Below are 18,176 nucleotides of genomic sequence, written 5' to 3'. Positions count from 1 at the left end.
CCATGGCACATCAAGTGGCGACAGGATTTTCAAGTCACGCCCATTGACGCCGTAGTTGGCGCGGGTTTAGCTTCCCTGAAAATTGATTGAAACCTTTCACGCCGGGTGTCCGGTAGGTGACTCCCGATGACACCCCGACGCCCGACGCCTGACGCCTGATCACTGGGCCGGTGCCCGACCACTGGGCCCGATGCCTGATTCCCCATGCCAGAAGACGCATGCCCTTCGTGACCGATCGGTGCTACCTATGAGAGAGCCCCCCGTCCTTGCCGTGCAGGGCCTCAGCAAGTCCTTCGGGGCCGTGCGCGCCCTGCACGACGTCTCCCTGGAGCTGTACGCCGGTGAGGCGCACGCCCTCGCGGGCGAGAACGGCGCAGGGAAATCCACCCTCATCAAGACCCTCGCCGGGGTTCACAGGCCGGACGCGGGAGAGCTGTCGCTCGACGGGTCCCCGGTCGTCTTCCACGGCCCCGGCGATGCCAGGGACGCGGGCGTCGCCGTCATCTACCAGGAGCCGACGCTCTTCCCCGACCTCTCCGTCGCGGAGAACATCTTCATGGGACGCCAGCCCCGCCGCTCGCTCGGCCGCGTCGACCACAAGGCCGTGCACGCGGCGGCCGACGCGCTCTTCAAGCGCCTGGCCGTGGACCTCGACCCCGATCAGCCCGCGCGCGGACTCTCCATCGCGGACCAGCAGATCGTCGAGATCGCCAAGGCGCTCTCCTTCGACGCCCGGGTCCTGATCATGGACGAGCCGACCGCGGCGCTCACCGGCAGCGAAGTGGCCCGCCTCTTCGGAGTCGTCCGCACCCTGCGCGAACAGGGCGCGGCGGTGCTTTTCATCTCGCACCGCCTGGAGGAGATCTTCGAGCTGTGCCAGCGCGTCACCACCCTTCGGGACGGCGGCCTGATCGCGAGCGAGCCCCTGGCCGGCCTGACCGAGGACGATCTCGTACGCCGCATGGTGGGCCGCGACCTCGACGAGCTCTACCCGAAGCAGGACACACAGGTGGGCGAAGTGGCTCTCAGCGTTCGCCGGCTGACCCGGGAGGGCGTCTTCACCGATGTGTCGTTCGACGTGCGGCGCGGCGAGATCGTCGGGCTCGCGGGGCTCGTCGGAGCCGGGCGCAGTGAGGTCGCGCGGGCCGTGTTCGGCGTCGACCGGTGGGATGCGGGAACGGTCGAGGTGCAAGGGAAGGCGCTGGTCAACGGCGCCCCGAGTACCGCGATGGCGGCCGGGCTCGCGCTCGTCCCCGAGGACCGGCGCGCCCAGGGCCTGGTGATGGACATGTCCATCGAGCGCAACATCGGGCTCACCGGACTGCGTACGACGGTGCGCGCGGGCCTCATGGACCGCGGCGCCGAACGCAGCCGCTCGCTCGACTGGGCGGTGCGGCTCCAGGTGAAGTACGCGCGCATAGCCGACGCCGTCGGCACCCTGTCCGGCGGCAATCAGCAGAAGGTCGTCCTCGCCAAGTGGTTGGCCACCCGGCCCCAAGTGCTGATCGTGGACGAACCGACCCGGGGCATCGACGTCGGCACCAAGGCCGAAGTGCACCGTTTGCTTTCCGAACTCGCTGCCGACGGGGTCGCCGTCCTGATGATCTCCTCCGACCTGCCCGAGATCCTCGGCATGGCCGACCGGGTTCTCGTCATGCACGAAGGCCGGCTCACCGCCGAGATCCCGCGCGCGCGTGCGACCGAGGAGTCCGTGATGGCGGCCGCCACAGGGAGGACGGCATGAGCGTGACCACCCAGAGCCCGGCACCCGCCGTGGACCCGGAGAAGGCCGGGGCCACCCGCCTTGTCGACCGCGTCTTCAAGATGCGTGAACTCGCCATCCTGCTGGTCTTCCTGGTGATGATCGGCATCACCCAGGCGGGCAACAGCGAGTTCCTGTCCGAGCAGGGCATCAAGGACCTGCTCCTGAACGCGACCATCCTCGTCCTCGTCGCGACCGGACAGGCCCTCGTCGTCATCACCCGCAACGTCGACCTGTCCGTCGGCTCCACGCTCGGGATCAGCGCCTTCGCCGCCGGGAACTACCTCCAGGGCGGCGGGAACTCGACGGTCGCGATCCTCCTCGCGGTCGCGCTCGGCGTCGGCTGCGGGCTGCTCAACGGGGCGCTCGTCAGCCTCGGCCAGGTGCCCGCGCTCGTCGTGACGCTCGGCACCCTCTACGTCATCCGGGGCGTCGACTCCATCTGGGTCGGCTCCCGGCAGATCACCGCGTCCGACCTGCCGGACGGCTTCGTCGACTTCGGCTCCGGCGGGATATCGGCCGTGCCGTATCTGGCGCTGATCGCGCTCGCCGTCCTCGTCGCGGTCGCGTACTACCTGCGGCACTTCGGCGGCGGACGCGAGCTCTACGCCCTCGGCTCCAACCCCGAGGCCGCGCGGCTCGCCGGCATCCCCGTGCGCAAGCGCATCCTCGCCGCCTACACCGCGTGCGGGGCGCTCGCCGGACTCGCCGGCGCGCTCTACCTGGCCCGCTTCGGCAACGTCGACTCCGCCACCGGCAACGGCTACGAACTCACCGTCGTCAGCGCCGTCGTGGTCGGCGGCGTCGTCTTCACCGGCGGCTCCGGCAGCGTCTACGGCGCGGCACTGGGCGCGCTGCTCCTGACCTCCATCAACAGCGTGCTTCCCGCGCTGGGCGTCAGCTCCGTGTGGGTGCTCGCCATCAACGGCGTGCTGCTCGTCCTGGCCATCGCCGTCGACCGGATCGTCGCCCTGCGCGTCGCCAAGGCCCTGAAGAAGAGGAACGCCCGCCATGGCTGACTCCAACCGGCTCACGCTCACGCGCGCCGTCCGCTGGGACACCGTTGTCGGCGCTCTCCTTGTCGTCCTCCTCCTGATGTCGTTCTCCTTTGTCGACGGTTTCGGGAACGCCCTCAACCTGTCGTTCCTCATCGGCAACACGCTGCCCATCGCGCTGATCGCCCTCCCGATGACGCTCCTCGTCGTCTCCGGAGAGATCGATCTCTCGGTGGCCTCGACGGCGGGGCTCTCCGGAGCCGTGATGGGCGCCCTCTGGAACGCCGGCATGGCCATCGAGACGATCATTCCGCTCGTGCTCCTCCTCGGAGTCGTCTGCGGGCTCATCAACGGCCTCCTGGTGACCCGTCTCGGACTGCCCTCGCTCGCCGTGACCATCGGCACCATGGCCGCCTACCGGGGCATCGCACAGATCGTCCTCGGCTCGGACGCCGTCACCGACTTCCCCTCGCAGTACCTGGACTTCGCGGCCGGACAGATCGGTGACACCTTCCTGCCGTACGCCTTCCTGCCCTTCCTCGCCCTGCTCGCGATCGCCGTCGTCGTCCTGCACGCCACGCCCTTCGGGCGCTCGCTCTTCGCGATCGGCGCCAACGAGGAGGCGGCGCGGTTCTCCGGCGTCCGCGTCAAGCGGCACAAGCTGTGGCTGTTCGTCTTCACCGGCCTTATGGCATCGCTCACGGGCGTCTTCTGGGCCCTGCACTACGCCAGCGCCCGCTACGACAACGCCACCGGCCTCGAACTGTCCGTCGTCGCCGCCGTCCTGCTCGGCGGCATCGACTTCGACGGCGGCAAGGGCACCCTCGGCGGCGCCATCGCCGGAGTCTTCCTGCTCGGCGCCCTGCAGAACGCGATGAGCCTGCTCAACGTCTCCGCACAGTCGCAGATCGTCGTCACCGGCGTGCTGCTCGTCGTGTCCGTGCTCGGGCCGCGCGTGGCCCGGCAGATCGCCGTCGCCAGAGCGGGCCGCCGCGCCGCCGCTCCCGCCCGCTGAACCCCTCGTACCGTCGACAAGTCCGAAAGGGACCAACGATGCTCTCTCCCCGCCGCTCCGCCCTCACCCGCGCCTGCGTGACCCTGGCCGCCGTCACCTCGCTCGCCCTCACCGCCACCGCCTGCGGAGGCACCACCAAGGATTCATCGAAGAACGACGACGCCGGCAAGGCATCGAACGCCAAGGCCGACCCGGACGCGGCCACCAAGAAGGGCCTCACCGTCGCCTTCCTGCCCAAGCAGGTCAACAACCCGTACTTCACGGTCGCCGACAAGGGCGGCGAGAAGGCGCTCAAGGAGCTCGGGTCGACGTACAAGGAGACAGGCCCCAACAGCGCCACCGACACCAGCGGACAGGTCTCCTACGTCAACACGCTCACCCAGCAGCAGGTCGACGCCATGGCCGTCTCCGCGCAGGACCCGGGCGCCCTGTGCACCGCCCTCAAGCAGGCGATGAAGAACGACATCAAGGTCGTCACTTACGACTCGGACACCAACCCCGGGTGTCGCGACGTCTTCGTCTCGCAGTCCAGCGCCGAAGCCCTCGGCCGCACCCAGGTGGAGCTGCTCGGCGAGCAGATCGGCTACAAGGGTGACATCGCGATCCTCTCCGCCGCCCAGACCGCGACGAACCAGAACACCTGGATCGGCTTCATGAAGGACGAGCTGAAGAAGCCCAAGTACAAGAACATGAAGCTGGTCAAGACCGCCTACGGCAACGACGACGCCCAGCAGTCCTTCCAGCAGACCCAGGGACTGCTCCAGGAGCACCCGAAGCTGGCCGGGATCATCTCGCCGACGACCGTCGGCATCAAGGCGGCCGCCCAGTACCTTTCGGGATCGAAGTACAAGGGCAAGGTCAAGCTCACCGGCCTCGGCACGCCCAACGACATGCGCCAGTACGTGAAGAACGGCACGGTCGAGGGCTTCGAGCTGTGGGACCCGGCCAAGCTCGGCGCGCTCGCCGCCCACACCGCGGTGGCCCTGAAGTCCGGCCAGATCACGGGCAAGAAGGGCGAGAAGTTCGAGGCGGGCGACCTCGGCAGCTTCACCATCGGTGACAAGGGAGTCGTCGATCTCGGAGAGCCGACCGTCTTCGACAAGAAGAACATCGACCAGTACAAATTCTGAGGGGATCGCACGCGGCGGTGCACGAGGCACCGCCCGAGCAACGGAACAAGGGGACGCATGGTCGGCATCAAAGACGTGGCGAAGCACGCCGGCGTGTCGGTGGGCACGGTGTCGAATGTGATCAACCGCCCGGACGTGGTCTCCGAAGAGACCCGGCACCGGGTGCGGTCCGTGATCGAACGGCTCGGCTACGTCCGCAGTGAGTCCGCACGGCAGCTGCGCGCGGGACAGAGCCGCATCATGGCGCTGCTCGTGCTCGACATGGGCAACCCCTTCTTCGTGGACGTCGCGCGCGGTGCCGAGCGGGCCGCGCGCGACGCCGGGCTCCGCGTCATGATGTGCAACAGCGGCCAGAGCCCCTCCGAAGAGGCCGAATATCTGGAGCTCTTCGCCGAACAGCGCGTACGGGGCGTCCTGCTGACCCCGGCGGACGCGACGGGACGGAACATCGAGGCGTTCCGCAGGCACGACATCCCGTTCGTGCTGGTCGACCGGGTCGCCGAGGGCGCCACCGAGTGCTCGGTCTCCGTGGACGACGTCCTCGGTGGTGCGCTCGCGGTGCGCCATCTCGTCGACGCGGGGCACCGCAGCATCGCGTACGTGAGCGGCCCGCCCGGACTCAACCAGGTCAAGGACCGCAGACAGGGGGCGCTGCAGGCCCTGGCCGAGGCCGGTCTGCCGGCATCGGCGCTGCGGGAACTGCCCACCGAGCGCCTCGACGTGGCGGCCGGACGTGACGCGGGCGCCCGCGTCCTCGGTCTCGCCGAGCGGCCGTCCGCCGTCTTCTGCGCCAACGACCTGCTCGCCCTCGGGGTGCTCCAGGCGATGTACGCGGCCGGGGTCAGCGTGCCCGAGGACATCGCGATCGTCGGCTACGACGACATCGAGTTCGCCGCCGCGGCCGTCGTCCCGCTCACCTCTGTACGCCAGCCCGCCATCAAGATGGGCGCGCTGGCCGCGGAACTTCTCCTGGAGGAGACCGAGTCGGACACGGACGAACACGATCACCGGCGTGTCGTGCTCCAGCCGGAACTCGTGGTTCGCCGCTCCAGCCTGGCGCCCCGCTGACCGCCCCCGAGACGGGTGTGCTGGACTGGGGCGAAGTGTCCCGTTCCGTAGTCGCCCAGGAGCCCCCTTGACCGCCACTGCCTCCTACCGCCAGCCCGGTGTGGTCCTCACCGACCACCGCTTCACCGTGCCCCTCGACCACGACGACCCCGCGGGGGAGCGGATCGAGGTCTTCGCCCGCGAGGCCGTGGCGAGCGAGCACGGGGGCGGCCACGGGGGCACAGACCTGCCGTGGCTGGTGTACCTGCAGGGCGGCCCGGGGTGCGGGGCCAACCGGTTCGTGGGCAAGGAGGCGTGGCTGGGCAGGGCCCTGCAGGACTACCGGGTGCTGCTCATCGACCAGCGCGGAACAGGCAGCTCCACTCCGGCGACGCGCCAGACGCTCCCGCTGCGCGGCGGCCCCCGCGAACAGGCCGACTACCTCACGCACTTCCGCGCCGACTCCATCGTCCGCGACTGCGAGCTGATCCGGCGCGAGCTGACCGGTGGCGCCCCCTGGACCGTCCTCGGCCAGAGCTTCGGCGGCTTCTGCGCGACCCACTACCTCTCGGCGGCCCCCGAAGGCCTGCACACCGCGATCGTCACCGGCGGCCTGCCCACCCTCGACGGTCACGCGGACGACGTCTACCGCGCCGCCTACCCGCGCATGGAGCGCAAGAGCGCCGCTCACTACGCCCGCTACCCCCAGGACGTCGAGCGCGCCCGCCGCATCGCAGACCACCTCGCCGAGCACGAGCCGGTCCTGAACGGCGGCTACCGCCTCACCGTCGAGGCGTTCCAGTCCCTCGGCATGCTGCTCGGCACGAAGGACGGCAGCCACCGCCTGCACTACCTCCTCGAAGACGCCTTCGTACGGACCCCGGCGGGGCTCGCCCTCTCCGACGCGTTCCAGGAGGACGTACAGGCCGCGCTGTCGCTCAGGAACCGCCCGCTCTTCGCGCTCCTGCACGAGTCGATCTACGGCCAGGGCGAGCGGCCCACCGACTGGTCGGCCGAGCGGCTGCGCGGCGAGTTCCCGCAGTTCGACCCGGGCAAGACACTCGCCGGGGACGCCCCGCTGCTGTTCACCGGGGAAGCCGTCCAGCGCTGGCAGTTCGACTGCGACCCGGCGCTGCGGCCCCTGCGCGAGACCGCCGACCTCCTTGCCGCACGCACCGGTTGGGCGCCCCTCTACGACACGGCGCGCCTCGCCGCGAACGAGGTACCGGCCGCCGCCGCCATCTACCACGACGACATGTACGTCGACACCGACCACTCCCTGCGCACCGCCCGCTCCATCCGCGGCCTGCGGACCTGGGTCACCGACGAGTACGAGCACGACGGCCTGCGGGTGGGCTCACCGCGCGTCCTCGACCGGCTCCTCGCCCTCGCCCGGGGTGAGGCCTGAGCCCTCCGCGACCGGGGCCCGCGGAGCTAGGCTGCGGGGCATGACAGAGCCGTTGAATGTGAACGACCAGCTCACCCCCATGCCCGAGGACTGGCAGCGGGCCCTCGCCGTCGTCGCCCACCCCGACGACCTGGAGTACGGCTGCTCGGCCGCGATCGCCGGATGGACGGACGGCGGGCGCGAGGTCGCCTACCTCCTGGCCAGCCGCGGTGAGGCGGGCATCGACACCCTCGACCCCGCCACGTGCGGGCCCTTGCGCGAGCGGGAGCAGCGGGCGAGCGCGGCGGTCGTCGGCGTGTCGACCGTGGAGTTCCTCGACCACAACGACGGCGTGATCGAGTACGGGACGGCGCTGCGCCGCGACATCGCCGCCGCGGTCCGCAGACACCGGCCCGAGCTCGTGCTCACGCTCAACCACCGCGACACCTGGGGCGGCGTCGCCTGGAACACCCCGGACCACGTCGCCGTGGGCCGGGCCACCCTTGACGCGGTGGCGGACGCGGGCAATCGGTGGATCTTCCCCGAGCTGATCGAGGAGGACGCCCTGGAGCCCTGGAACGGCGTGCGCTGGGTGGCCGTCGCCGGTTCGTCCTCGCCCACACACGCGGTGGACGCGACGGCCGGGCTCGAGCGCTCCGTGGCCTCCCTCCTCGAACACCGCACGTACATCGAGGCGTTGACGACGGAGGATCCCGAGAAGTACTGCCGTGAGTTCCTCATCGGCTACGCCCAGCAGCTGGCACCGCGCTTCGGCGGGAAGCCCGCCGTGGCCTTCGAGGTCTTCAGTCGCTGAGCGCCCGCCATTACGCTGACGGCACGTCACTTTCCTGACGGCACGTCAGAAACGTAGGCAGGAGCTGGTGCTGGATGATCGACACCATCGGCACGGACATCCCGGAGGGAGAGGAGCGGCTGCGCCTCGACATCGAGGACGGCCTCGGCATCCTCACCCTCTGCCACCCGCGGAAGCTCAACGCGTGGAGCTGGGAGTCCACGCGCCAGCTCGGCATCTTCGCCGACCGGATCCGCTTCGACGACTCGATCAGGGCGGTGCTGCTGCGCGCGGAGGGGCGGGCATTCTGCGCCGGCATCGACGTGACCGCGCTCAACGGCGGTGCGATCGAAGGCCGTTCGGTGTCCGAGCGCACCCGCAACTACTACGAGGGCATGCGCTGGGTCCATGAACGCTTCCGCACGTTCGCGCGCCTCCCGCAGCCGGTCGTCGCCGCCGTGCAGGGGTACTGCCTCGGCTTCGGCTTCGAGCTGGCGCTGATGGCTGACGTGCGGATCGTGTCGGACGACGCGGTGTTCGCGCTGCCCGAGGCGCAGATCGGCGTCGCGGTGGACGCGGGCGGCGATCTGCGCATCGCGCGCGACGCGGGCGCGGGCTGGGCCAAGCTGCTCTCGCTCACCGGACGCCGGATCGACGCGGCCACCGCCGAGCGGCTGCGCCTGGTCCAAATCGTCACGCCGGTGGACGAGTTGACCAAGACGGCACGCGAAGTCGCGGCGGAGATCGCGGCGAACGCCCCGCTGGCGGTCCAGGGCATCAAGCGAGGCATCGACGCGTACGCGGACGCGGGGATGGACGCGGCCCTCGACCGCGTCGCGCTGAACGCGGCGATCACGCTGACATCGGAGGACTCGCGCGCCGGGTACGCGGCGAAGGGGGAGCGGAGGGCGGCTACTTTCGAGGGGAAGTAGCTCCGGGAACAGGCCTGTTCCCGAGGGTCGGGCTACCCCTCGAAAGGCCCCCGCCCCATCTGCTCGCGAACCGTCACCACTTCCGGGCTCACCAGGCCACGCCGCTGCCAGTTCGCGCCGTCGACCACCAGCGTGTGCCCGGTGATGAAGCGGGCGTAGGGCGAGGCGAGGAAGGTCGCGGCCCAGCCCAGTTCACGCGGGGCGCCGACCCGGAGGGCGGGCTGGCGGGAGCCCAACTCCCGCTGCCGGTCCGCCGATTCGTGCATCCGTGAGGGAGTCGCCCGGTCGAGATTGCCGCGGATGTCGGCGGTCATGTCCTCGTGCGGCATCAGGCCCGGCACCAGGCCGTTGACCTGGACCCCGTACGGACCCCACTCCACCGCAAGGCTCTCGACGAGGCTCTGCACGCCCGCCTTCGCCGCCGCGCTGTGCGCGAAACCGGGGCCGCCCGTCCACGCGTACGACGCCCCGATGTTGATGACGGAACCGGGCGTGCCCGCGGCGAGATGGCGGCGGGCGAACTCCCGCGTCATGAAGAACGTCCCGGTCAGCGTGATGTCCACGACCGAGCGCCACGCATTCGGGGACATGTCCTCGGCGGGGACGGGGAAGTTCGCCGCCGCGTTGTTGACCAGGACGTCCGGCAGGCCGTACGCCTCCTGTGCCGCGTCGAAGACCTCGGCGACGCGGTCCGGGTCCCGGATGTCGCACGGCACGGCCGTCACCCGCCCGCCGAGGCCCGCGAGTTCGTCCCGCGCCGCCTTCAGCCGCTCCTCCTTGCGGCTCGCGATCACCAGATCGGCCCCGAGCCGCGCGAACTCCGCGGCGATCGCTTTGCCGAGGCCTGTCCCGCCGCCGGTCACGAGGACGACCGCCCCGTCGTACGTCCCCTCGGGCAGGGCGCTCGTGCCCGGCGGGGCAGGGGCCGGGAGCCCCGGAAGCGTCCCTTTGCTCATGTCATCCGTCATGGCCGCATCGATATCGCGTAACGCCTCAAAGCTCCATGGCTGCACGGAACTTCATGGCCGGGCCCTCGCGTCACGGGTTATGTCGTGTGCGCTATTGACAATTTAGTTTGCCAATACTGCAATGGACGTATGGCGGAGACCAAGGCCGAGAACAAGGCGGCGAGCAAGGTAGTGGGCAAAGTGGTGGACGGTGACGACGGCGGCGACGGCGCGAATCTGGACGGCGTGCTGGCCGAGGTCGGCCCCCGGCTGCGGAGAATCCGCAAGGAGCGCGGCGCGACCCTCGCGGGCCTCGCCGCCGCCACCGGAATCTCCGTGAGCACCCTCTCCCGCCTGGAGTCCGGCAACCGCAAGCCCAGCCTCGAACTCCTGCTCCCCATCGCCCGCGCCCACCAGGTCCCCCTGGACGAGCTCGTCGGCGCCCCGCCCGTCGGCGATCCGCGGGTGCGGTCGAAGCCGATCGTCCGGCACGGACGCACCATGTTCCCGCTGACCAGGCAGCCCGGCGGCCTCCAGGCGTACAAGATCGTTGAGCCCGCGCGCTCCGTACAGCCCGATCTGCAGACCCACGAGGGGTACGAGTGGCTGTACGTCCTTTCAGGGCGGCTCCGGGTCGTGCTCGCCGATCACGACGTGATCCTCGCGGCGGGCGAGGCCGCGGAGTTCGACACGCGCCTTCCGCACTGGTTCGGGTCCACGGGCGAGGGGCCCGCGGAGTTCCTCAGCCTGTTCGGGCCGCAGGGCGAGCGGATGCACGTGCGGGCGCGGCCCGCGAAGGGGTCCGCTCAGCAGAAGCACGAAGCGGACTGACGAGACGGTTCCCCTGCCTGCAAGCGACCGCTTAGTATGCGATGGAGCTTGGTCTACGAACGCCCGTGGAGGCCCCGCATGCAGGCATGGCAAGTGCACCAGAACGGCGAGCCGAGCGCGGTGATGCGCCTCGAAGACGTGGACCGGCCGGTGCCCGGCGACGGACAGCTGCTCCTCAAGGTCCGCGCCGCCAACATCAACTTCCCGGACGCCCTGCTCTGCCGCGGGCAGTACCAGATCACACCCCCGCTCCCCTTCACACCCGGCGTGGAGATCTGCGGCGAGACCGAGGACGGGCGGCGCGTGATCGCCAACCCCGCCCTTCCGTACGGCGGCTTCGCCGAGTACGCGATCGCCGACGCGGCGGCCGTCCTTCCCGCGCCCGACGCCCTGGACGACGCCGAGGCCGCCGCGCTGCACATCGGCTACCAGACCGGCTGGTTCGGCCTGCACCGCCGCGCGCACCTCCAGGCGGGCGAGACCCTCCTGGTGCACGCGGCCGCGGGCGGCGTCGGCAGCGCCGCCGTGCAGCTCGGCAAGGCCGCGGGCGCCAAGGTCATCGGTGTCGTCGGCGGCGCCGCCAAGGCCGAGGTCGCGCGCGAGCTCGGCTGTGACGTGGTCATCGACCGGCGTACGGAGAACGTGATCGGCGCCGTCAAGGAAGCCACCGGCGGCCGTGGTGCCGATGTCGTCTACGACCCCGTCGGCGGCGACGCGTACGCGCAGTCCACGAAGTGCGTCGCCTTCGAAGGGCGGATCATCGTCGTCGGCTTCGCGAGCGGCGTCATCCCGACACCCGCGCTCAACCACGCCCTGGTGAAGAACTACGCGGTCCTCGGCCTGCACTGGGGCCTCTACAACACCAAGGACCCGCAGGCGATCCTCCGCTGCCACGAGGAGCTCACCCAGCTCGCGGCCAAGGGCGCGATCAAGCCGCTCATCAGCGAGCGCGTGCCGCTTAGCGAGGCGGCCGCCGCCGTCCAGCGGGTGGCCGACGGTGTCACCACCGGGCGAGTGGCCGTGGTCCCCGCGGGAGGCGCCGCATGACAGATGCCGCTGAACTGCGCCGCCGCACCCGGGAGTTCATTGCCGTGCACCCGCCCGCCGCGACGGAACGGGCGGCATTCCTCAAGGCCCGCTTCGACGCCGGACTCGCCTGGGTGCACTACCCCGAAGGGCTCGGCGGGCTCGGTGCGCCCCGGTCCCTGCAGGCCGTCGTGGACGCCGAGCTGGAGGCCGCGGGCGCGCCCGACAACGACCCGCGCCGCATCGGGATCGGCCTCGGCATGGCAGCGCCGACCATCCTGCGCTTCGGCACCGAGGAGCAGAAGCGGAGCTTCCTGCGGCCGCTGTGGGTCGGCGACGAGGTGTGGTGCCAGCTCTTCAGCGAGCCGGGCGCCGGATCCGACCTCGCAGCCCTGGGCACGCGAGCCGTCCGGGATGGCGACACCTGGGTGGTCAACGGGCAGAAGGTGTGGACGTCCGGCGCGCACGCCGCCCGCTGGGCCATCCTCATCGCCCGCACCGACCCGGACGTGCCCAAGCACCGCGGCATCACGTACTTCGTCTGCGACATGACCGACCCGGGCGTCGAGGTGCGCCCGCTGCGGCAGATCACCGGCGAGGCCGAGTTCAACGAGGTCTTCCTCACCGACGTACGTATTCCGGACGCGCACCGCCTGGGTGAGATCGGCGACGGCTGGAAGGTCGCGCAGACCACCCTCATGAACGAGCGCGTGTCCATCGGCGGAGCCCGCATCCCGCGCGAGGGCGGAATGATCGGCCCGGTCGTCGAGTCCTGGCGCGAGCGTCCCGAGCTGCGGACGCACGATCTGCACCAGCGGCTGCTCAAGCTGTGGGTCGAGGCCGAGGTCGCCCGGCTCACCGGGGAGCGGCTCCGTCAGCAGCTCGTCGCGGGACAGCCGGGTCCCGAGGGCTCGGGCATGAAGCTCGGGTTCGCCCGGCTGAACCAGGAGATCAGCGGCCTGGAGGTGGAACTCCTGGGCGAGGAAGGGCTGTTGTACGAGGACTGGACGATGCGGCGGCCCGAGAAGGTCGACTTCGTCGCCCGTGACGCGGGCTACCGCTATCTGCGGGCCAAGGGCAACAGCATCGAGGGCGGCACCAGCGAAGTGCTGCTCAACATCGTCGCCGAGCGGGTACTCGGACTGCCCTCCGAGCCGCGCACCGACAAGGACGTCGCGTGGAAGGACCTCGCCCGATGAGTACGCAGACCACACAGAGCCCGCAGCCCGCGCAGCGCGACCTGTTGTACTCCGAAGAGGAGGAGGCGCTGCGCTCGGTGGTGCGCGGCCTCCTCGCCGACCAATGCGACGCCACCGCCGTGATCACACGCACCGAGTCCGCCGAGCCGCACGACCGCGAGCTGTGGAAGGCGCTCACGGACGGCATGGGGCTCGCGGGCCTGCTGGTGCCCGAGTCCCTCGGCGGCCAGGGCGCGACGCACCGCGAAGCCGCCGTCGTCCTGGAGGAGTTGGGTCGCGCGGTCGCCCCCGTGCCCTATCTGACCAGTGCCGTCATCGCGACCGAGACGCTGCTGGCCTGCGACGGCGAAGCGGCGAGGGAACTCCTCGGCGCGCTCGCGTCGGGACGCACGGTCGGTGTGCTCACCGTGCCGCTGGCCACCGCTCCTGGCGGTGTCCTGCCCGACGTACGCGTGGAGGGCGGGTCCGTGCACGGCACCGTCACCGGTGTTGCCGACGCGGTCGCGGCTGATGTGTTCCTCGTGCCCACACGCGCGGGGCTCTTCGGGGTGGACGCGGGCCAGGACGGCGTGACCGTCGCGCCGCAGACCTCGCTCGACCTCACGCGGCCGCTCGCCACGGTGACCTTCGAGGGGGCACGCGCGCGTGCGGTTGGTCCGGAGGCCGGGCCTGCCGTGCGGCGCGGGCTGCGGGCGGGAGCCGGGCTCCTGACGTCCGAGCAACTGGGCCTGGCCGACTGGTGCTTGACCGAGACCGTGCGCTACACGAAGGAACGCACCCAGTTCAACCGGCCCGTCGGCTCCTTCCAGGCGCTCAAGCACCGGCTCGCCCAGCTCTGGCTCGAGGTGGTCAACATCCGCGCCGCCGCCCGCAACGCGGCCGACACCCTCGCCGCCGGCAGTCAGGACGCCGATGTCGCGGCGGCTCTCGCGCAGGCCTACGCGTCACCCGCCACGGTGCACATCGCCGAGGAGGCGCTCCAGCTGCACGCCGGTATCGGCATGACCTGGGAGCACCCCGTGCACCTCTACCTGAAGCGGGCCAAGGCCGACTCCATCGCGCTCGGCGCAGTGGGGCGGCACAGGGAGGAGCTGGCCGCGCGCGTGAACCTGCCCGCTCCCTGACCCCCGGCGGCCCTGCTCCCCGTCATCCGTTCGGTACGGCCCGCACGTTTTACCGACCCATTACATGAGGCATAATTGCGACTCGTTCGCAATAACGTTTGATCTTCAGTAGGGGTGTGGAGCATGAGGGCCCGATCGATACGGGGCACGGGCGCGGTAGCGGCGGCCGCCTCACTGGCGGTCGCCGCTTCGGCCTGTTCGGCGCCGGGCGACGGCAAGAACGCGGGCGGCGCCAAAGACTCCGCGGTTGTCGGCATCGCGTACGAACCGGACACCCTGAGCCCGCTCCTCGGCTACGGCAAGGACGGCAACTCCAAGATCTTCGACGGTCTGCTCACGCACGACGCCGACATGAAGCTCAAGCCCGCGCTCGCGGCCGAGCTGCCCAAGGTCGGCGACGACGGCAAGACCTACACGTTCAAGCTGCGCAAGGGCGTCAAGTTCAGCGACGGCAGGCCCTTCACGTCCAAGGACGTCGTCTTCACGTACGAGACGATCCTCGACAAGAAGACGAACAACGCCGCCAAGACCGAGCTCGACGCCGTCAGAGACGTCGAGGCGAAGGGCGACGACACCGTCGTCTTCCACCTCAAGTACCCCTATGCGCCCTTCGCCGAGCGCACCGTCCTGCCCATCGCGCCCGAGCACATAGCGGGCAAGCAGGACGTGAACACCGGCGAGTTCACCACCAAGCCGGTCGGCACGGGCCCGTACAAGCTCGTGAAGTGGTCCAAGGGCGAGAAGCTCACCTTCAAGGCCAACCCCGGCTACTGGGGCGGCACGCCGAAGGTCAAGAACTTCACCATGGCGATCATCAAGGACGACGACATCCGCGCCACCCGGCTCGACGCCGGTGAACTCGACGGCGCGATCCTGCCGCCCAACCTCGCCAAGAAGTACGAGAGCGACGGCAACAAGAAGTCGTACGCCGCCAAGACCTTCGACTACCGCGTGGTGACCCTGCCCACCGGCAACAAGGTCGCGGGCGACACCGGCATCCGGCGCGCGCTCGACACCGGCGTCGACCGCAAGGCCATGGTCGACTCGATCCTGGACGGCGCGGGCAAGGAGGCCTACGGGCCTGTCCCGACCGACAGCCCTTGGTTCACGAAGGGGACTGAGCGCAAGCACGACCTCGCCGCCGCCAAGAAGATCCTCGACAAGGCGGGCTGGAAGCCGGGCAAGGGCGGCATCCGTGAGAAGGACGGCGTCCAGGCGAAGTTCCCCCTCTGGTACCTCTCCGGCGACAAGCTCCGCCAGGACCACGCCCTCGCCTACGCCTCCGACGCCAAGAAGCTCGGCATCAAGGTCGAGGTGCAGGCGGGCACCTGGGAGGTCATCGAGCCGCGCATGCCCAAGGACGCGGTCCTCGCGGGCGGCGGCTCCCCGGCCGACCCGGACTTCGACCAGTACACCCTCCTGAAGTCCTCGCTCGCCGGTGACGGCTTCAACAACATGGCCCACTACGACAACCCCAAGGTCGACAAGGCGCTCGACGAGGCCCGCGAGAGCGGCGACCATGCCGAGCGGCAGGCCGCGTACGACACCATCCAGCGCGAGCTCGTGAAGAACCCGGGCTACACCTTCCTCACCCACATCGACCACCTCTACGTCGTCGACAAGCGCTTCGGTGACCTGACCACCCAGACCGAGCCGCACGACCACGGCCTCGCGTCAGGCCCGTGGTGGAACGTCGAGGACTGGCAGCCGAAGCAGTGAAGTCCGCGCTCCAGAAGCTCCCCTGGGGGCCGATGGCGCGCATGACGGGACGGCGGGCCCTGTTCGCCGTCCCGGTCCTGCTCGCCGTGACCTTCGGCGTCTTCGCCATCGCAGCCGCGTCCCCCTTCGACCCCGTCAAGGCGTACGCGGGCACGGCCGGGCTCACCGCATCCCAGGAGAACCTCGACCAGCTGCGTCGCAACCTCGGCGTCGACCAGCCGCTCGTGCAGCGCTGGTGGGACTGGCTCACCTCGGCCGTGAGCGGCGACCTCGGGGACTCCAGCACCCTGCGCCAGCCCGTCTCCGACGTCATCGGCGAACGCATCGGCTGGTCCGTGCTGCTCGCCGCCACCGCGTTCCTGCTCGCGATCCTCGTCGGCACGACGCTCGGCGTGCTCGCCGCGCGCCGCCCCGGCGGCTGGCTCGACCGCGCCGTGACCTCCCTCGCGTACACGCTCGAAGCGGCGCCGCCGTTCTGGATCGGCCTGCTCGCCGTCTGGCTGTTCGCCCTGAAGCTCGGGGTGCTGCCCTCGGGCGGGCTGACGGACACCGCCAGTACGGCCGTGACCGCGGGGCAGGTCGCGAGCCATCTCGTGCTGCCCGCCGCCGTCCTGGCGATCTCGCAGCTTCCGTGGTTCGTGCTCTACGTACGCCAAGGGGTCGGCGACGCGCTCGGCGACGACCCCGTCCGGGGCGCACGCGCGCGTGGCCTCGCCGAACGGACCGTGCTCCTCGGGCACGCACTGCGTTCGGGCATGCTGCCGGTGCTCACGCTGATCGGCTCCCGCGTGCCCGAACTGATCACCGGTGCGCTCCTGGTGGAGACCGTCTTCAGCTGGCCGGGCATCGCGGCGGCCACCGTGTCGGCCGCGACCGCCGTGGACTTCCCGCTGCTCGCCGCGCTCACCGTCCTCGCCACGGCGGCGGTGCTCCTGGGCAACCTCCTGGCCGATCTCCTGTACGGCCTCGCCGACCCGAGGGTGGGATTCGATGGCTGAGACGACGACCTGGCGCGCCTCCCTCGGGAGCGCCTCGAAGACTCGCTCCACGCGCGCGTGGCGGGTGCGTTCCTCGGCGGTGATCGTCGCGGCGGTGGTCCTCGCCGTCCTCGTCGTACCGCCGCTCGTGAACCTCGACGAACAGGCCGTGAACCTCGCGGCCAAACTGCAACCGCCGTCCTGGGGGCATCCCTTCGGCACCGACGACGTGGGACGCGATCTTCTCCTGCGCTGTGTGTACGGGCTGCGGGTCTCGCTGCTCGTGGGCGTGGTGGCCGCCGTCGTCGCGACCGTCATCGGCACGGCCGTGGGGGCGCTCGCCGCCGCGTCGGGCGGCTGGGTGGACCGGGTCGTCATGCGGCTCGTGGACGTCTTCTCGTCCGTGCCGCACCTGCTGCTCGGCATCTTCATCGTGGCGATGTTCCGGCCGGGGGTGTGGCCGGTGGTCGTCTCGGTCGCGCTCACGCACTGGCTGTCCACGGCCCGCATCGTGCGCGCCGAGGTCCTGTCCCTGCGGTCACGTCCGTACGTCGACGCGGCCATCTCCGGCGGCGCTTCGCGGATGCGCGTCACCGTGCGCCATCTGCTGCCCGGCGTGCTCCCGCAGGCCGGACTCGCCGCCGTCCTGATGGTGCCGCACGCCATCTGGCACGAGTCCGCGCTGTCCTTCCTCGGGCTCGGCCTCCCCACCCACCAGGCGAGCCTGGGCACTCTCGTGCAGAGCGCGCGCGGCTCGCTCCTCGCCGGGGACTGGTGGCCGACGCTCTTCCCCGGCCTGTTCATCATCGTGCCCACCCTGGCGATAGCAGGCCTCGCGGGCGCCTGGCGGGAACGGATCAATCCCCGGCGCCGATCGGAGCTGATGCTGTGACTCCCGTGCTGTCCGTGCAGGGCCTTTCTGTACGTTTCCGCATGCGCGGCGACACCTTCGTCTCCGCCGTCACCGACGCCCACTTCGACCTGGCGGCGGGGGAGTGCCTCGCCCTTGTCGGCGAGAGCGGCTGCGGCAAGTCCGTGCTCGCCTCCGCCCTGCTCGGACTGCTTCCGGGGAACGCGGAGACGGCCGGGTCCGCGCACATCGGCGACGTGGACCTGCTGACCGCCGACGAGCGAACCCTGGCCCGCACGGTCCGCGGGCGTCGCGTCGGCCTCGTACCGCAGAGCCCGGCCGCGCACCTGACGCCGGTGCGCACGGTCCGTGCCCAACTGGAGGAGACCCTGCGGGAGCTGGCGGGCGTGCGCCGCCCTCAGCTGCGCAAGGCCGCCGAAGC

At 70.7% G+C, this 18,176-nt stretch carries 17 protein-coding genes; 16 read left to right on the top strand and 1 reads right to left on the bottom strand.

Annotated elements, in window-relative coordinates:
* Window positions 1-247 precede the first annotated feature (247 nt).
* From ABD378_RS33760 to ABD378_RS33725, 8 genes are all read left to right on the top strand, one after another.
* On the top strand, window positions 248-1,744 hold the full coding sequence (locus ABD378_RS33760; protein ID WP_344527260.1) for a sugar ABC transporter ATP-binding protein: 1,497 nt from the start codon (window positions 248-250) through the stop codon (window positions 1,742-1,744).
* Window positions 1,741-2,781: an ABC transporter permease gene (locus ABD378_RS33755; RefSeq protein ID WP_344527258.1), complete on the top strand. Its 1,041-nt coding sequence runs from the start codon at window positions 1,741-1,743 to the stop codon at window positions 2,779-2,781. The genes ABD378_RS33760 and ABD378_RS33755 overlap by 4 nt, the downstream gene beginning before the upstream one ends.
* Complete coding sequence (locus ABD378_RS33750; protein ID WP_344527256.1) at window positions 2,774-3,772, top strand: ABC transporter permease; 999 nt, start codon at window positions 2,774-2,776, stop codon at window positions 3,770-3,772. Before ABD378_RS33755 ends, ABD378_RS33750 begins: the two co-directional genes overlap by 8 nt.
* 38 nt (window positions 3,773-3,810) lie before the next feature.
* Window positions 3,811-4,902: a rhamnose ABC transporter substrate-binding protein gene (rhaS, locus tag ABD378_RS33745; RefSeq protein ID WP_344527254.1), complete on the top strand. Its 1,092-nt coding sequence runs from the start codon at window positions 3,811-3,813 to the stop codon at window positions 4,900-4,902.
* A 57-nt stretch (window positions 4,903-4,959) separates the two neighbouring features.
* Window positions 4,960-5,970: a LacI family DNA-binding transcriptional regulator gene (locus ABD378_RS33740; protein WP_344527252.1), complete on the top strand. Its 1,011-nt coding sequence runs from the start codon at window positions 4,960-4,962 to the stop codon at window positions 5,968-5,970.
* A gap of 67 nt (window positions 5,971-6,037) precedes the next feature.
* On the top strand, window positions 6,038-7,357 hold the full coding sequence (locus tag ABD378_RS33735) for an alpha/beta fold hydrolase (protein WP_344527250.1): 1,320 nt from the start codon (window positions 6,038-6,040) through the stop codon (window positions 7,355-7,357).
* 40 nt (window positions 7,358-7,397) lie between these two features.
* Window positions 7,398-8,150 carry a PIG-L deacetylase family protein gene (locus tag ABD378_RS33730; RefSeq protein WP_344527248.1) on the top strand — a complete coding sequence of 251 codons (753 nt, stop codon included), beginning with the start codon at window positions 7,398-7,400 and terminating at the stop codon, window positions 8,148-8,150.
* A 74-nt stretch (window positions 8,151-8,224) separates the two neighbouring features.
* Complete coding sequence (locus ABD378_RS33725) at window positions 8,225-9,061, top strand: enoyl-CoA hydratase/isomerase family protein (RefSeq protein WP_344527246.1); 837 nt, start codon at window positions 8,225-8,227, stop codon at window positions 9,059-9,061.
* A gap of 32 nt (window positions 9,062-9,093) precedes the next feature.
* Here the strand turns inward: ABD378_RS33725 and ABD378_RS33720 are convergent, their stop codons facing one another.
* Window positions 9,094-10,029, bottom strand: a complete 936-nt coding sequence (locus ABD378_RS33720) for an SDR family oxidoreductase (RefSeq protein WP_344527244.1) — start codon at window positions 10,027-10,029, stop codon at window positions 9,094-9,096.
* 129 nt (window positions 10,030-10,158) lie between these two features.
* On the opposite strand from ABD378_RS33720, the gene ABD378_RS33715 reads away from it, so the two are divergent.
* The 8 genes from ABD378_RS33715 to ABD378_RS33680 form a co-directional block, all read left to right on the top strand.
* Window positions 10,159-10,839 (top strand): helix-turn-helix domain-containing protein, encoded by a 681-nt coding sequence (locus ABD378_RS33715; RefSeq protein WP_344527242.1) that lies wholly within the window; start codon window positions 10,159-10,161, stop codon window positions 10,837-10,839.
* 78 nt (window positions 10,840-10,917) lie between these two features.
* On the top strand, window positions 10,918-11,886 hold the full coding sequence (locus tag ABD378_RS33710) for an NADPH:quinone oxidoreductase family protein (RefSeq protein WP_344527240.1): 969 nt from the start codon (window positions 10,918-10,920) through the stop codon (window positions 11,884-11,886).
* Window positions 11,883-13,064 (top strand): acyl-CoA dehydrogenase family protein, encoded by a 1,182-nt coding sequence (locus ABD378_RS33705; protein ID WP_344527238.1) that lies wholly within the window; start codon window positions 11,883-11,885, stop codon window positions 13,062-13,064. The genes ABD378_RS33710 and ABD378_RS33705 overlap by 4 nt, the downstream gene beginning before the upstream one ends.
* Window positions 13,061-14,188, top strand: coding sequence for an acyl-CoA dehydrogenase family protein (locus ABD378_RS33700; protein ID WP_344527236.1), 1,128 nt, complete (start codon window positions 13,061-13,063; stop codon window positions 14,186-14,188). Before ABD378_RS33705 ends, ABD378_RS33700 begins: the two co-directional genes overlap by 4 nt.
* Window positions 14,189-14,311: 123 nt before the next feature.
* Window positions 14,312-15,907, top strand: coding sequence for an ABC transporter substrate-binding protein (locus tag ABD378_RS33695; protein WP_344527234.1), 1,596 nt, complete (start codon window positions 14,312-14,314; stop codon window positions 15,905-15,907).
* A 32-nt stretch (window positions 15,908-15,939) separates the two neighbouring features.
* A complete protein-coding gene (locus tag ABD378_RS33690; RefSeq protein WP_344527324.1) occupies window positions 15,940-16,905 on the top strand; it encodes an ABC transporter permease in 966 nt (321 codons plus the stop codon).
* On the top strand, window positions 16,898-17,776 hold the full coding sequence (locus ABD378_RS33685; RefSeq protein ID WP_344527232.1) for an ABC transporter permease: 879 nt from the start codon (window positions 16,898-16,900) through the stop codon (window positions 17,774-17,776). Before ABD378_RS33690 ends, ABD378_RS33685 begins: the two co-directional genes overlap by 8 nt.
* Window positions 17,777-17,817: 41 nt before the next feature.
* Window positions 17,818-18,176: ATP-binding cassette domain-containing protein (locus ABD378_RS33680; protein ID WP_344527322.1), on the top strand; the 359-nt coding region annotated here is incomplete at its 3' end.

It is taken from the genome of Streptomyces rectiviolaceus (assembly GCF_039533825.1).
Taxonomy (GTDB): domain Bacteria; phylum Actinomycetota; class Actinomycetes; order Streptomycetales; family Streptomycetaceae; genus Streptomyces; species Streptomyces rectiviolaceus.
The sequence above is the reverse complement of the archived record's forward strand: the minus strand, read 5'-3'. Positions and strand labels throughout refer to the sequence as shown.

Coding starts and splice junctions, on each gene's coding strand:
- ABD378_RS33760 (WP_344527260.1), top strand. CDS start 248: ATGAGAGAGCCCCCCGTCCTTGCCGTGCAGGGCCTCAGCAAGTCCTTC.
- ABD378_RS33755 (WP_344527258.1), top strand. CDS start 1,741: ATGAGCGTGACCACCCAGAGCCCGGCACCCGCCGTGGACCCGGAGAAG.
- ABD378_RS33750 (WP_344527256.1), top strand. CDS start 2,774: ATGGCTGACTCCAACCGGCTCACGCTCACGCGCGCCGTCCGCTGGGAC.
- rhaS (WP_344527254.1), top strand. CDS start 3,811: ATGCTCTCTCCCCGCCGCTCCGCCCTCACCCGCGCCTGCGTGACCCTG.
- ABD378_RS33740 (WP_344527252.1), top strand. CDS start 4,960: ATGGTCGGCATCAAAGACGTGGCGAAGCACGCCGGCGTGTCGGTGGGC.
- ABD378_RS33730 (WP_344527248.1), top strand. CDS start 7,398: ATGACAGAGCCGTTGAATGTGAACGACCAGCTCACCCCCATGCCCGAG.
- ABD378_RS33725 (WP_344527246.1), top strand. CDS start 8,225: ATGATCGACACCATCGGCACGGACATCCCGGAGGGAGAGGAGCGGCTG.
- ABD378_RS33720 (WP_344527244.1), bottom strand. CDS start 10,029: ATGACGGATGACATGAGCAAAGGGACGCTTCCGGGGCTCCCGGCCCCT.
- ABD378_RS33715 (WP_344527242.1), top strand. CDS start 10,159: ATGGCGGAGACCAAGGCCGAGAACAAGGCGGCGAGCAAGGTAGTGGGC.
- ABD378_RS33710 (WP_344527240.1), top strand. CDS start 10,918: ATGCAGGCATGGCAAGTGCACCAGAACGGCGAGCCGAGCGCGGTGATG.
- ABD378_RS33705 (WP_344527238.1), top strand. CDS start 11,883: ATGACAGATGCCGCTGAACTGCGCCGCCGCACCCGGGAGTTCATTGCC.
- ABD378_RS33700 (WP_344527236.1), top strand. CDS start 13,061: ATGAGTACGCAGACCACACAGAGCCCGCAGCCCGCGCAGCGCGACCTG.
- ABD378_RS33695 (WP_344527234.1), top strand. CDS start 14,312: ATGAGGGCCCGATCGATACGGGGCACGGGCGCGGTAGCGGCGGCCGCC.
- ABD378_RS33690 (WP_344527324.1), top strand. CDS start 15,940: ATGGCGCGCATGACGGGACGGCGGGCCCTGTTCGCCGTCCCGGTCCTG.
- ABD378_RS33685 (WP_344527232.1), top strand. CDS start 16,898: ATGGCTGAGACGACGACCTGGCGCGCCTCCCTCGGGAGCGCCTCGAAG.